The sequence below is a fragment of the Nocardia sp. NBC_01388 genome, from assembly GCF_045040085.1.
Lineage (GTDB): Bacteria > Actinomycetota > Actinomycetes > Mycobacteriales > Mycobacteriaceae > Nocardia.
In genome coordinates this window covers 5,734,842-5,749,580 of the sequence record NZ_CP109553.1, presented here as the reverse complement: position 1 = coordinate 5,749,580, position 14,739 = coordinate 5,734,842, and the positions used below count along the sequence as shown (strand labels likewise).

Below are 14,739 nucleotides of genomic sequence, written 5' to 3'. Positions count from 1 at the left end.
CTTTGTCCGCTCAGACCGGACTCTCCGTAAGGCCCGTCAGTAGGGTTCTGACGCGACCCTTCCGGCGTACCAGGGCCGATCCGATTAGCGGGGTAAGCGGATGCTGCTGGTCGCTACACGCGATACTGCCTTGCCGCCGACAGGTTCGATCGGCTGCCTTCGGCGGATGTGAATTCGCCTGCAGAAGTGAACTTCTCGTGCAACCAGTGCGTGAAAGGGTCGAAATTCAGTCGGTGAGGGCGATGGGTTGCACGAAAAACTCACCTCGGATAGATGCGCGGCATTCGGCAGGAAGCCTCGGCTTGCTCCTGACGTAGCGTCAGGTCCTAGCGGTTGGTGGGGCCGGCGCTACGTGTGTCGGTGGAAGCGATGCTGCAGGACCTGTACGCCTCGGTTGCGGCGCTGACGACAGCAGCGGAGAACCGCCCCGACCTCTCCGCGGCTCGCTTCCTGGAATTGATCAGGAGGACTGTCATGGTTGACGGCATCGTCAAGCAACGCTTCACCCGCGACAATGCCCAGGCATTCACCACGCTCTACTTCGCGCGGCTCGCGGCTAAACACAGGGCGCTGAAGCTTTGGTATGCCGAGGATTCGCAACTCGCGGTCGGGGCCACCGCAGGTGTGGGCACTGCGGCGATTTTCGAGCAGCTCGTCCGATTCCCTCCGCGGCGATCGCCGCGTTCATCCCGGTGCGCCATGCCGGAACAAGCAAGCGCTCGACCAGTAGTGCAGCGGTGGTTGCGGCCTGATCGTTCGTCCACTTACGGCACGACGAAAATGGCAGCAGACTTCCAGCAACTGTGCGGTACTGTCCGCAGTCGGGGCGCGCGAATCGGTATCCATTTGCGCCCCGGCTCATTCCGCCGCTCTCGACTTCGGGAGGGACAGTGCCAGCCCAGTCTCCGGATGTTTGCGACGCCGTACCGTTCGAATTGTCCCGAGCCCAAATGGAATTGTGGCTCGCCGATGATATCGAGGCCGGGAACAGCGCCGATCCGCGCGCGCTCCCCGGCCAGGCGCATTACCTGGAATTGCACGGGGAACTCGATGCGGAACTCTTCGATGCCGCGTCGCGCCGCGCCTTCGGGGAGTTCGGCGTGGGACGACTGCGCATCGGCCGGACCGGCGGGCGGCCGTACCAGTGGATCGCCCCGGATATCGGTGGCCCACTGGAACATGTCGATTTCACAGCCGAGCCCGAACCGCACCGGGCCGCACTGGAATGGATGAACCGGCGGCACCGGATTCCGATCGAACTGCTCGACGCTCCGCTGTGGGCGGCGGCGCTGCTGACGCTCGGACCCGAGCGGCACATCTGGTACGCGCAGATGCATCACGTCGCCATCGACGGCTACGGCGGACTGAGCCTGATCGCACGCATCGGGCAGTGGTACACGGCGCTGCTGCGCAATACCGAACCGGAACCCTTCAAAGGTCTGTCACCAGCGGAGATCCACGCCTGCGATACAGATTATCGGGCCTCGGCGCGCTATGCCGCAGACCGGGACTATTGGCGAGAACGCTTCTCGGACTGGACAGCTCCGCCGCCGGCGGCCGCGGCGATCCGGCCGCGTCGCCGTACCGCCGCGCCTGTCGCGCTGCGCGCCGCGGGTGCGCTGTCGGCATTCGAATGGGTGGCGCTGGACCAGTTGGCCGCCGATTGCGCGGTCAGTCCGGCGCAGGTGCTGGTTGCGGCAATCTGCGCATTCCAGGCGGGAACGGCGGGTACCACGGAACCCCTGGTGCAGTTGGCGGCCTCGGCGCGGACCACCGCCGCGCTCAAGCGGTCCGGCGGGCTGCTCGCCAATGTGCTGCCGATTCGATTGCACTGCGCGGGTGCGGTCACGCTGCGTGAGCTCATCGAGGCCGCCGCGCGGGAGACCATCGGCGGGCTGCGGCATCAGCGCTACCGTTTCGAGGAACTGCGCCGCGAACTCGGCGTCGGTGCGGATCAGGCGCTGGGGCCCAGCGTGAATATCATGTTCTTCGATCGCACCAGCCGATTCGGCCGTGCGGTAGGCGAATACAGCATTCTCTCCTCGGGCGCCGTGACGGATCTGCATTTCAATCTGTACCGCGCCGGGTCCGAGGAGGGCCTGTCGGTCGATATTCTCGCCAACCCGGAAAAGTACGACCAGCGGCAGCTCGACGACCATCTGAACCGCTTCCTGCTATTCCTCGGCAATTTCATTGCCGCCGACCCGGACCAACCAGTCGGCCGCATCTGTCTCCTCACCGACCCCGAGCGCGACCGAATCCTGCACGCCCCGAACCGCATAGACGAACCCGACGCCCTGCTCCTCCCGGATCTCCTGACCGCCACCGCCCGCCGAAACCCGGCGGCGCAGGCAGTCGTCTGCGACGCAGCAGCGCAAGCAGTGGCTGGTGCGTCAGCGGAGCAGGCCGTGGCCGGTGACCCAGCGGAGTCGGCCGTAGCCGGTGCTCCAGCCGAGCGGGCAGTGGCCGGTGACCTGGCGGCCCTCACCTACGCCCAGCTCGATGCCGCCTCGAATCGCCTGGCGCACAATCTGAGTCGCCGGGGCATCGGTCCCGGGGACGTCGTCGCCATCCGCGCCCAGCGCTCCCTCGAATGGGTGGCGGCAATCTGGGGCGTCATGAAGTCCGGCGCCGCCTACCTCCCTATCGACCCGCACCACCCCGCTCACCGCACCACCGTGATCCTCGAAGAAGCAGAGGTGTGCCTCGGAATCGACACCACCACAGCAGCATTGCCAGATGCCATCAGCGCCGACCGAGACTGGCTGACCCAAGCCGACCTCCTGCAGGTCCTCGATTACCCGGACGATGAGGCCGATGCTTTCACCGACTCCGATCGGGCTCGGCCGCTGCATGCCGGGCATCCGGCCTATGTGATCTATACGTCGGGATCGACCGGCAGGTCCAAAGGCGTGGTTGTCACCCATGGTGGGTGGGCCGGTCTTGTTGCGGCGCAGGCGGAGCAGTTGCCGGCGAAGGTCGGGGATCGTGTGCTGTGTGTGACCGCTCCGACGTTCGATGCCTCGCTCTGGGAGTTACTGCTTGCCGCGACCACCGGCGCGACGCTGGTGGTGGCCGCCGGCGACGCTTATGCGGGACCGCGGCTGGCGGACCTCATGCGCCGGGAACGGGTAACCCATGCGTTCGTGACGCCTGCGGTGCTGGCGAACACCGATCCGTCGGGACTGGAACGCCTGCAATATCTTTCGACCGGGGGTGAAGCCTGCCCGCAGACGGTGGTCGCGGCCTGGGCTCCGGGCCGGAATCTCGTGAATGTGTACGGCCCCACCGAGACCAGCATTGTCACCACTCTCGGCGGCCTCGAGCCCGATCGCCCGATCACGCTGGGTACGCCCGTCTCCGGTATGCGCTGCTATGTTCTCGACCCCTGGCTGCGTCCCGTGCCTCCCGGCGTCGTCGGCGAACTCTATCTGGGCGGCCCCGGTCTGGCGCGCGGCTACCTCGCCCGCCCCACTGCCACCGGCACCAGCTTCATTGCCGATCCCTTCGGCGCACCCGGCGAAAGGCTCTATCGCACCGGTGATCTCGTCACCTGGGACGAACGCGGCGAACTCGAATTCCGAGGCCGCGTCGATTCTCAGGTCAAGCTGCGCGGGCTCCGCATCGAACTCGGCGAGATCGAAGCGGTCCTCGCCGACTGCCCCGGCGTCGCGCAGGCTGTCGTCGTCGTGCACGCCGACACCCACGATTCCGAACCCGAAAGCGCAGCGGGTGTCGGCGTCGAATATCTTGCGGCGGCCGCCTTCCTGACAGGTCGAGAAATATCGACCGGCGGTGTTCCGTCCGTGCCCGGCGGCCGACCGATTGCGCCCCGAATCGTGGCATATGCCGTGCCGCACCCGGGCGTTTTGCTGACCAATCGTGAGCTGGAAGTCAGTGTGGCGCATCGGTTGCCGAGCTATATGGTGCCGACGATCGTGCTGCTGGATCGGTTGCCGATAACGGCGAACGGGAAGGTGGATCGGCGGGCGTTGCCTGCGCCGGTGTCGGCGGCGACTCGGTATCGGTCGCCTGTCACGCGTGCGGAAAAGATTGTGGCCGAAGCATTTGCGCAGGTGCTGGGAGTGGACAGCCCGGGCCTCGAGGACGATTTCTTTGTGCTGGGCGGTGATTCGCTGACCGCGACGCTGGTGGCGGCTCGGGTCGGCGCCGCGCTCGGGGTGGCGGCCGAAGTGCGGGAGCTGTTCGAGGCGAGCACGGTCGCGAGTTTCGCGGAGCGGGTGGGAGCGCGGGATCTGCTGGTCGATCGGGTGCGCCCCGCGCCTCGGATGCGGCTGGACCGGGTGCCGATCTCGTATGCGCAGCAACGGCTTTGGCTGCTGAACCGGCAGGATCCGGATTCGGCGGCGTGCAATATGCTGCTCGGCCTGCGGCTGACCGGCGCTGTCGATGTCAGCGCGCTGACGGCCGCACTGACCGATGTGGTCGGACGCCACGAGGCACTGCGCACATCCTTTCCCGAGCTCGATGGCCAGGTGTGCCAGCAGATCTCGCCGGTGGACGCCGTGATCGCCGGACTGGCGCCGGAACCGATCGAGGCGACGGACTTCGAGCGCACCATGGCCGAGTTCGGCGGCACCGGATTCGATCTCGCTGCTGCACCGCCGATTCGGGTGCGCCTGCTGCGGGTCCACGATGACTGTGACCGCCCCGATCATCATGTGCTCGCGGTGCTGGTGCATCATATGATCGCCGACGGACTCTCGCTCGGCCCGTTCGCGCGTGATCTGGCAACCGCGTACACGGCGCGGGTGCGCAGCACTTCACCGGAGTGGTCACCCCTGCCGCTGCAGTACGCGGACTACACCCTGTGGCAACATGCCGTGCTGGGTTCCGATTCCGATCCGGAGTCGGAGTTGTCCCGACAGCTCGGCTACTGGTCGGAGGTGTTGTCGGGGCTGCCGGTGGAATCGGCCCTGCCGCCGCATCATCCGCGTCCGGCGCACCCGTCGGGGCGTGCCGAGCGGGTGTGCACAGATCTTCCGGGCGATACTGTCCGGGGGTTGCAAGAGGTAGCGCAACGGCATGGCGCGACCTTGTTCATGGTGGTCCATGCCGGGCTGTCGGCCGTGCTGGCCGCGATATCGGGCGGAAGCGATATCGCGGTCGGCACGCCGGTGGCCGGACGGGGTGATGCCCGCCTGGACGACCTGATCGGCATGTTCGTCAATACGCTGGTACTGCGGGTGCCCGTCGATGCGGCGGAGTCGTTCGACGCGCTGCTGTCCCGGGTCCGGGATATCGATCTGAGCGCTTTCGCGCACGACGAGGTCCCGTTCGAACGCCTGGTGGAAGCCGTGCAGCTGCCGCGTTCCCGGTTCCGGCATCCGCTTTTCCAGGTCATGCTGTCGTTCCGCGCCGGTGGCCGCACCGAATTCGAACTGCCCGGCCTGCGGGTGGAATCCATCGAAATGCCTTTGCCCCTGGCCAAATTCGACCTCGAGTTCACGGTGGTGGAATCCCCGGCCGGGCTGTCGGTGACCGCGCAGTACGCCACGGATCTTTTCGATCGGCCCGCAATGGCGGCGCTGACCCAGCGACTGGTCCGGGTCCTCGACCAGATCGCCCGAGATTCGGCCGTCACCATCGGCGACATAGACCTGCTGGCGCCGGACGAACGGCGTGCCCTGCGGGACTGGAACGACACCAGTGAGGCCATCGCGGTCACCTGGCCGCAGCTGCTCATCCGCGCGGCGGCCTACGATCCGGACGCCACGGCGGTGACGTGCGAGGACGGCGCGCTGACCTATCGCGAGCTCGGCGACCGCTCGAACCATCTGGCCCGCAGGCTGATCGGCCTGGGCATCGGCCCCGAGGACATGGTCGCGGTGGCGCTGCCCCGATCGCTCGAATGGGTGGTGGCGGTCTGCGCGGTGGCGCACGCGGGTGCGGCGTATCTTCCCGTCGATCCGAATGCGCCCGCCGAGCGCATAGCACTCATGCTTTCCGATTCCGCTGCGGCCGTGGGCATTACCGCGGCCCGCAGGCAGGCGGATTTGCCCGCCCTCCCGAGCGGCGAGTGGCTGATCATCGACCGGGCGGAGCCGGTCGAACCGTCCGCGCAGCCGATCACCGATGCCGACCGGGTGCGTCCGCTGCACCTGCAGCATCCGGCGTATGTCGTCTACACCTCGGACTCGGCCGGAATCCCGAAGGCCGCCATCCTCACCCACGCCGGACTGGCGAATGTGGTGGTGACCCAGGCGCAGCGCTGCGACTCCGATCCCGGCACCCGGGTGCTCGCCGTCGCGTCCCCGAGCTTCGACGCATCGGTGTGGGAACTGCTGCTGGCCTTGGGTTCCGGCTCCACCCTGGTGGTCGCACCGCCGTGGGCCTACGCCGGTGACGGCCTGCTCGACCTCATGGACCGCGAGCGCATCACGCACGCCATGCTCACCCCGCACGTGCTGGCCACCCTCGACGCACCGGAGCGACTGCCGCACCTGCGACTGCTGGCCACCGCCGGTGCGGCCTGCCCACCGGAGCTGGCCGGAATCTGGTCTGCCGGACGCTGTTTCATCAATGCCTACGGGCCGGCCGAGGCCACCATCTGGGCCACCGTCAGCCGCCCGCTGCGCGCCGAGCCCGCCGTATCCGTCGGCGGTCCCGTCGTCGGCGCCCGCTGCTACGTGCTGGACAACCGCCTGCGGCCGGTCCCGCCGGGCGTGATCGGCGAAGTGTACGTAGCCGGAACAGGTCTGGCGCGCGGCTACCACCGCCGGCCGGGGCCGACCGGCGGCCGATTCGTGGCGAACGGCTTCGGCGCACCGGGCGAACGCATGTACCGCACCGGTGATCTCGGTTCCTGGCGCACCGACGGCGAGCTGGATTACCACGGCCGCAATGACTTCCAGGTCGAAGCGACCCGATCGGATGGGGAGATCCGCGCACCGCGTTCGGCGCTCGAAGAATCGGTGGCGCAGGTGTTCACGCAGGTCCTCGGGCTCGACCGGGTGGGCATCTGCGACGACTTCTTCGCGCTCGGCGGCAATTCGCTCAGCGCCACCCGTGTCGTCGCGCTGCTTCGTGCGGCGGGGTGGTCACTCGATCTGCGCGGCTTGTTCGACGAGCCCACCGTGGCGGGCCTGACCGCGCTGCTGCACACACGCGGGCACACCGCGTCGACGGGCCCGCTGCTCACCGGCACGCAGGAGCGATCCGAGCGCGTCCCCCTGTCGTATGCGCAGCAGGGCATTTGGCTGCTCGACCGCCGTGGCGCGGGCGCGGCCTGTCACATTCTGCTGGCCGTACGCCTGACCGGTGCGCTCGATGTGGTGGCCCTGGCCGCTGCCGTCTCCGATGTGGTGCAGCGGCACGAGGCGCTGCGCACCTACTACCCCGAGCATGACGGGGTGCCACATCAGGTGGTGTCGCACGAGGACGTCGGCGCATTGGAAATGCGCCGGATGCCCCCGATCAGGTTGCAGCGCGCGCTGGCCCAGTTCGAGGCCGCGCCTTTCGATCTCGCGGTGGCGCCGCCGATCCGGGTGCGGCTGTACGCGGTCGATTCCTCCATCCAGCCCGCGGCGTTCGCCGGTACCCGCGGGCAGTCCGAGTGGGTCCTGGCCGTAGCCGTCCATCATGTCAATGCGGATGGTTACTCACTGGGCCCGTTCACGCGCGATCTCGCGGCGGCCTATGTCGCCAGGGCCACCGGCGGGGAGCCGCGATGGCCCGCTCTCCCCATGCAGTACGCGGACTACTCGCTGCGCCGGAACGCGGCACTGGGTACCGCCGCTGATCCCGATTCGGAGCTGAATCGGCAGCTGGCGCACTGGGTTCGGGTGCTCGCCGACGCCCCCGTCGAAATCCCGCTGCCCCTCGATCGGCCACGCCCCGAATCCGCCGGATACCGCGGTGATCGCATCGAATGGGCGGTGCCGCAGGAGATTACCTCCACTCTGCGGGATATCGCGCGAGAGCACCGGGCCTCCCTGTTCATGGTCGTCCATGCCGCCCTGGCGGTACTGCTGGCGAAAATCTCCGGATCCGGCGACATTGTCATCGGCACGCCGACGGCCGGTCGTGACGCCTCCGGTCTGGACGAACTCGTGGGCATGTTCGTCAATCATGTTGCCTTGCGGACATCTATCGATACCGACGAGTCGTTCGCCCAGCTGCTCGACCGGGTGCGCGATATCGATGTGGAGGCCTTCGCACATGCCTGCACACCCTTCGAATGCATTGTGGAGGCGCTCGGCGTGGCCCGTTCGGCCGCACGGCATCCGCTGTTCCAGGTGGTGCTGGCCTTCCGGGATTTCGACGCGGCGCAGCTGCGCCTGCCCGGCGTCCGAGTCGAGCCGATAGCGCCGCCGCCGCGCACCGTGCGCTTCGATCTGGAATTCGGCATTGCCGAGGTCGATTCCCACCTCGCCCTCGAACTGCGCTACGACACCGCACTTTTCGACCGTGATACCGCCGAAGCCATGTTGCATCTCTTCGACCTGCTGCTCGCCCGGGTGGCTACCGATCCCGCCCGACGGGAGCCACTGCGCCACATCAGCCTGACGCTCGCCCGGCGGTGGGCGGTACCGGTGGTCGCTACAGCCCCGGCACGGTGACGAAGACGGCGCAGGCGCTGTCCTGCCGGAAGAAGACGTCGCCCGGCGGGGGCCGGTACGAATCCAGGTGCGAGTCGGGCAACCAGGTGTAGTCGACCAGCCGCAGGGGGAGTGGTCCGGCCGGTGCGGTCAGCTCCACCTCGATGCCGTCGGCGGTAGGGGCCTCGAAGCGAAAACCCTTGTCCGGCACCGGCGTCACCTCGCGCCCGGCCACGCGCAGCGACGTGACGGCGGTTTCCCAGCGCAACTCGATCCGGGTGGCCCCGCGCGTGGACCGCAGCCGCAGGCGAATGGTGCGCTGCCCGGAATCGGTGGTGTTGGAGACAATCTCGGCCACCGGTGGCGACAGGGCCTGTGCCGGTGCGGGTCCGCTGGATGTGGCACTCGACCACAGACTGGAGAAGGGTGCGTCAGGTGCGCTGTCGCCCACGAAGTTTCGCGTCCAGTCGTCGGGCGCCAGGCTCGACAGCCAGCGCGCCTCGTGCCGATCGGCATCGAGTGCGTACCCCAGCTCGGTAATGCGCGGATGCTGATCGTCATAGTGATCCACCGCCAGCCCGGCGCCGGCCAGCGCGACGGTGACCGCCAGCGCGGTGGCCGGAATCGTCCAGCCGCGCCGGGTCGGCCAGGACCGGCTGAGCGTCAGCGTCAGCAGCCCGCCGAGCAGCATGATGAGCGGTGTGGCCAGGAACGGTGCGGTGAGCAGCCCGGCCCGCATCCCGGACCAGGCGGTGCCGCCGAGGAATACCGCCGCGGGCAGCAGAAATACGGTGAGCGCCAGCAGTCGCCAGCGGTCGGGCAGCAGGAAGGTGACGGCCACCCCGAATGCCGCCGCGCAACCGGGCAGTACGAACATCTCGGCGGCCGCCGGAGAGTAGACGGTGGTCGCCGCGCCGACCACGACCGTGGCGGTCAGCAGTCCGACCGGCGGGGCCGTGGCCCCGAACAGGCGGTGCGCCACGGTATAGGAGGCGGCCAGTGCGCACACGCACAGCACGATCATCGAGACCTGGAAGAACTCCGGTCGATAGGGATCGACCGGAAATCCCCGATACGCGGGCCGGACGGCCTGCACCGCCCACCACAGCCCGTACGTCACGCCCACCGCGAGCGGAACGGTGGCCAATGCCAGTGCGGTGGCGCCGATCACGCCCTTGATCGAGGCCTCTCCGCTGTGCCGCACCTGCCGGATCACCCAGCCCACCGCCAGCAGCGCCAGCACCGCGAACGCGATGATCAGCCATGGCGGTGACACGATCAGCACGCCGAAAGGCAGTGTGAAATAGGCCGGATTCGACTGGTTGGAGGTGTCGGCGAGATCTCGCGCACCGAAATCCCGTGCCAGCGCGAGCGCATTGTCGCCCACCTGCTGCACGGTCGCGAGATTCACATGCTCGGGATCGTCCTTGGGATTGTGGTAGTACGCATTACGTCCGGCATAGGCCCAGTCCAGCACCCGCAGGCCGCCCGGCTTGAACGAGACGAAATCGGTGGTGCTGGACACGCCCGCCCCGGCCAGGGTGGTGGTCAGGGAATCGGTATTCGGATGCGGCGCGGCCTGCGCCCCGCCCATGAGCCCGCCGTCGGGCCGGGTGATCCGCCACAGCAGCGGCGGCCCGCCCGCACCGCGCGCATCGTGATTGATCACCACACCGTGCTTGTCGTAATCACCGGCCGCCACAAAGGCTTCCGCGCCCAGCAGCCCCGGTTCCTCGCCATCGGTGATCAGCGCGACCACATCATTGCGCAGCCCGGTCTCGCTGTCCCGCAGTGCGCGGACGGTTTCGAGAATGGCGGCGACCGCGACGCCGTCGTCATTGGCGCCGGGGCCCGATGGCACCGAATCATAATGTGCGACAAGGTATACGGTGCCGGTCGAATTGGTGCCGGGCAGCCGGGCCACAATATTGGAGACCCGGCCCAGACCGGCCTCGCCGTGCTGGAATGCTCCCGGCCAGCGCCCGACGCCCTCCCGAATATCGGTCTGCAGACCGAGCTTTCGGAGTTCCCCGGCGAGATAGTCACGGACGCGGTCGTGTTCGGCGCTGCCGACCGGATGGGTCGTATGCGCGATCTCCTGCACGGTCCGGAAGGCGCGCCCGGCGCTGAACACCTCGTTCGGCGCGGAGTCCGTCCGATATCCGTGCGGCTGCTGCTGCCAGGCGGTGGCCACCACCACCGCCAGCAGTACTGCGAATGCCAGAAACCCGGAAAGCCCTCGTCCCACCCGCATGGATCCGATAGTAGGCAAGAAAGAGGGCGTTGGGTCCGACTCGGCCCGCCGAGTCGAATCAAGCCTGCTGGGTCGGCAGCACGATCACCGGACGCAGATTCAGGCAACCCTGTCGCACAGCTCCCGGACAACTCGGCCGCATCGCTGCCGGGCAACTCCGTCGCACCGCGCTGAGGTGTGCGGATGACGGCACAGCACCAGGCTGATATCGACTGCACGGCTTCCCTGCCGCGCACCCTTTCACGTGGTAGACCGGCCTTATGACGGAGGTGGCCGGCGACGGCGCCGAGCCCTCGGCAGCGGGGCGCGCGGCGCCCACGGCAGCGGGGCGTTCGGCGGAATTCTGGGGTTACCTCATGTGGGGCCTCGCGGGACTGGCGATTGTCATTCCCGAACTGGCATCGGTATTCCGGTTGGCGGACTGGCCGACCATCTCATCGACGATCGGGCATCTGCAGGCTCAGCACGCGTGGGTGCGCCTGATCGTGGTGTTCGTCATCGTGGTCCTGGCGTATTACGCGGTGCCGCAATTGACGATGAATCCCGATCCGGCGCCCAGCAGCGTCGGGGGCCGGCCGGTGACCGCCAATGGCCGTATCACCACGAACAATGCGCCGGTCCAGTTGCTCGGGGTGGGGTACCTGGTGCTGGCCGCGGTGGTCTTCGTCTTCGGTGTGCTGTTCGCGGCCGGTGCGCGGCATATGGATCCGAACACCTACGTGGGCGCCTATGTGCTCTACGGCCTGATAGCGCTCGTCTGGGTGGTGATTCCCAGCGTGCTTTCGCTGGTATTCAGCCGCGATGTCCCGTTCCCCACGCTGTTCCGCACCATCGGCTATCTGGAGCGCCGCGCTCATCCCTTTGCCGCGGTCCTGCTCGCATTGCTGGTGGTGCTGCTCATTCATCTGGCCTTCTACCCGTGGCCGCGGGTGGTCGCGTAGCGCCGGGAAGTCTTTCCGTCGCTATCATCGCAATGGTGCGTGCATTGTCGGGAAAAGTGAGTGTGGCGCTGCTGGCCGTGCTGCTGCTCTCGGCCTGTGGCACGCAGGGTAGGGACACTCCCGCCGCCGCACCCGCCAGTTCCAAGCCGCGGGTGGCCGCGCCGTCGGTGGACGTCGGGCTCTGTGGTTCGGCGGATGCCGGTCAGGTCGGCACGCAGTCCGGGCTCGGTGCGGTGACCCTCGTTTCCAGCGACGCCCTGCTGTGCCGCTGGGAGGCGCGGGACGGATCGAGCGTCACCTTCCGCTGGTTCCGGGGCAGCCCGATCGACCAATATCACAGTGACACAGCGACTTCCGTGAAGCGAGACGGTGTAGACATCGTCGGCCGCTCCGGATACAGCTGGCGCGGTGCGCATTCCTGCGAGGCGGCGGTGCCCACCGGTGACGCCGATTTCATCGCCTGGACAGTCGATTCCGCCGCCGCCACGCCCGATGCCGCCTGCGCGGCCGTCGATCGACTGGCCTCGGCGACTCTGGCAAAGGGGTGAATCCCGTGCTCACCAAGACAATTGCGGCGATGGCGGTAGCCGTGGCCACCCTCGGCGTCGTGACCGGATGCTCGAGCCATCAGCAGGACACCGCGGTGCGCTCGGCCGACGACCCCGACCTGCTGGCCGGCTGCGGTCCACTGCCCGACCAGGTCATCGCCACCACCCTGCAGGTGCCGTCGGTGCACCAGCAGAGCGCGCCGACCATCTGCAACTGGATCGGCGACTATCCGTCCGGCGGCACCGTGGGCCTGACCTACGCCTGGCTGCGCAACGACAATCTGATGACCGAAACCAAGGTGGCCGGTGATTTCGGTTATCAGATCGAGCGGGTGGTGATCAAACACTTCGCGGGTATGTACGTGCGGGACCCGAACGATCCGGGCAGCTGTGCGGTGACCATCTCCGATACCGGAATAGTCACCTGGTGGGTGCACAATCGCAGCCACACCGCACAGCCGGACCCGTGCGCCGCCGCCATGAGCCTGATGCAGGCCACGCTGGCGATCGACGGCGTCTGATCAGCCGGTGATGGCCTGGAAGATCTTGACGCCCACCAGTATCACCGCCACGAGCAGATAGCCGCGCAGTGCGAGCATGCCCGTCATCCGCGCCGTGCTGAACACCGGACGCTCCAGCGTGTGCAGCGCCGGGGTGCGCCAGGTATCGCGATCCTGCTCCACAATCGCCTTGCGCTCGGCGCGGGTGAGCGGGGTCGCATCCAATTCCTCGATCTGGTCCGGGTCGATATCGCCGAGTTCCAGTGCGGTGCGCTCGATTTCGCGCCGCTTGGCGATCCGCCAGCTGATCAGCATGCCCGCGCCGCCGAGCAGGCCGATGCCCACCCCCGCGCCGAATCCGATTTCGAGGGCGCCGGTGGTCAGGCCGGGGAAGAAGGTCGCGGCGGTGAGTGCCAGCGACAGCAGCACCAGCGACCACACGATGACACCCGCGACAATGTTCTGCCGCACGGTATTCACCCACGGGCCGAGCACCGCCCGGTCATTGCAGAGCAGCACCAGAAACACTGTGGCGGAAGGCAGTAGGACACCGGCCAGCGCCTGCACACCCTGGGTCAGCAGGCCCAGCACATGATCCGGGCTGAACGACACCGCGGCCGCGATCGCCAGCAGCACCGCGTATCCCGCATAGAACATCGGCGCTTCGCTGATCTTCCAGTGCAGTGAGTGCCGCTTGCCCAGGGTGTCGCCGAGGGCATAGGTGGTGGCCAGGCCGACGGCATTCGCACCGATGAGCGAGGCGTCGAACAGCAGGATGGCGAACAGTGCGCCGACGGTCTTGCCCATGTGCTCGGACAGGCTCTGGGCAACGGCCCCGGCATCGGTGAAATTGCCGATGGCGCCGGTACCGGCGAGACCGAAGGCCGCGGCGGCCATGATGGCGATCGCACCGGCCATGACCACCACAATGCCGATCCACAGATCGATGCGCTCGTAGCGGATCCAGCGCGGGGTGATGCGCTTGTCGACGATGTTCGACTGCTGGAAGAACAGCTGCCAGGGCGCGACGGTGGTGCCGACAATGGCGACGATCAGCAGCAGCAGTGTGGAATTCAGCCCGCCGGGGAACGAGGGGAGCAGACCGTGCGCGGTGTCGCGCGCACTCGGATGCACCATGAAGGCCAGGGGGAGCATGACGATATTCACGGCGATGAGCCCGAAAAGGAAACGCTCCCAACGGCGGAACGAACCGCCTGCCACCATGGCGAACAGCAGTACCGCTGCCAGCGGCACCGAAATGCCCTTGGGCAGGCCGAAATAGCCCAGCGCCATGGAGACGCCGATGAATTCGGTGACGATGGTCAGCGCGTTCACGATGAACAGGTCGCCGACGCTGAACGCGCCCCAGAACTTGCCGAAGCGATCGAAGATCAAGCGCGCGTGCCCGACTCCGGCGACCGCGCCCAGCCGCACCACCATCTCCTGGTTCACGTACAGCACCGGGATGAGCAGCAGCAGCGTCCAGACCAGGGCCATACCGTAGTTCTGTCCGGCCTGCGCGTAGGTGGCCACGCCACCGGCGTCATTGTCGCCGACCATGACGATGAGGCCGGGGCCGATGATGGCGAGCAACATGCGCAGACGCTGTGTGCGGGTACGTCCTTCGAGGGTGTCGTGCTGGCCGATACTGCCCAGCGCGCCGACGATATCGCCCACATGGGCGGAGTCCATGGTGGCGGAGGTGGCGGCGGCTCCGGTGGGAGCCGCGGTGGTCACGGTACGGCGGTCGCCGCCATTCGAGAAGAAGGCCATTGCCGTTCCCTCGCTTTCGACATCAGGTGTTGCGGGCGTGCGGAATCAACCCGGTCACCTAGCGATTTCGGGCACACCGAAACTGCTCGCGGCACACGCCTACCACGCCGCCGGCAGTGCGCCGGAGGGTCGAATGTGCTCGCGGGTCAGCCGATTACCGAA

At 67.7% G+C, this 14,739-nt stretch carries 6 protein-coding genes; 4 read left to right on the top strand and 2 right to left on the bottom strand.

Annotated elements, in window-relative coordinates:
• Nucleotides 1–950: 950 nt before the first annotated feature.
• The gene (locus OG716_RS27820) at nucleotides 951–8,582 is read left to right on the top strand and encodes an amino acid adenylation domain-containing protein (protein ID WP_405133594.1); all 7,632 of its coding nucleotides are present in this window, start codon (nucleotides 951–953) and stop codon (nucleotides 8,580–8,582) included.
• On the opposite strand, the gene OG716_RS27815 is transcribed toward OG716_RS27820, so the two are convergent.
• Nucleotides 8,563–10,815 carry a M28 family peptidase gene (locus OG716_RS27815; RefSeq protein WP_405133593.1) on the bottom strand — a complete coding sequence of 751 codons (2,253 nt, stop codon included), beginning with the start codon at nucleotides 10,813–10,815 and terminating at the stop codon, nucleotides 8,563–8,565. The genes OG716_RS27820 and OG716_RS27815 overlap by 20 nt on opposite strands.
• Before the next feature lie 260 nt (nucleotides 10,816–11,075).
• On the opposite strand from OG716_RS27815, the gene OG716_RS27810 reads away from it, so the two are divergent.
• From OG716_RS27810 to OG716_RS27800, 3 genes are read left to right on the top strand one after another with little or no spacing between them, the layout of a single operon-like run.
• Entirely contained in the window at nucleotides 11,076–11,756 is a 681-nt protein-coding gene (locus OG716_RS27810; protein WP_405133592.1) for a hypothetical protein, read from the top strand.
• Between the two features lie 35 nt (nucleotides 11,757–11,791).
• A complete protein-coding gene (locus tag OG716_RS27805) occupies nucleotides 11,792–12,304 on the top strand; it encodes a DUF3558 family protein (protein ID WP_405133591.1) in 513 nt (170 codons plus the stop codon).
• A gap of 5 nt (nucleotides 12,305–12,309) precedes the next feature.
• Nucleotides 12,310–12,825 (top strand): DUF3558 domain-containing protein, encoded by a 516-nt coding sequence (locus tag OG716_RS27800; RefSeq protein ID WP_405133590.1) that lies wholly within the window; start codon nucleotides 12,310–12,312, stop codon nucleotides 12,823–12,825.
• Here the strand turns inward: OG716_RS27800 and OG716_RS27795 are convergent, their stop codons facing one another.
• Complete coding sequence (locus OG716_RS27795; RefSeq protein WP_405133589.1) at nucleotides 12,826–14,577, bottom strand: NRAMP family divalent metal transporter; 1,752 nt, start codon at nucleotides 14,575–14,577, stop codon at nucleotides 12,826–12,828.
• Between the last annotated feature and the right edge of the window lie 162 nt (nucleotides 14,578–14,739).

What these genes read in the sequence shown, in the direction of transcription:
- OG716_RS27820 (WP_405133594.1), top strand. Translation starts at nt 951, where the DNA reads ATGGAATTGTGGCTCGCCGATGATATCGAGGCCGGGAACAGCGCCGAT.
- OG716_RS27815 (WP_405133593.1), bottom strand. Translation starts at nt 10,815, where the DNA reads ATGCGGGTGGGACGAGGGCTTTCCGGGTTTCTGGCATTCGCAGTACTG.
- OG716_RS27810 (WP_405133592.1), top strand. Translation starts at nt 11,076, where the DNA reads ATGACGGAGGTGGCCGGCGACGGCGCCGAGCCCTCGGCAGCGGGGCGC.
- OG716_RS27795 (WP_405133589.1), bottom strand. Translation starts at nt 14,577, where the DNA reads ATGGCCTTCTTCTCGAATGGCGGCGACCGCCGTACCGTGACCACCGCG.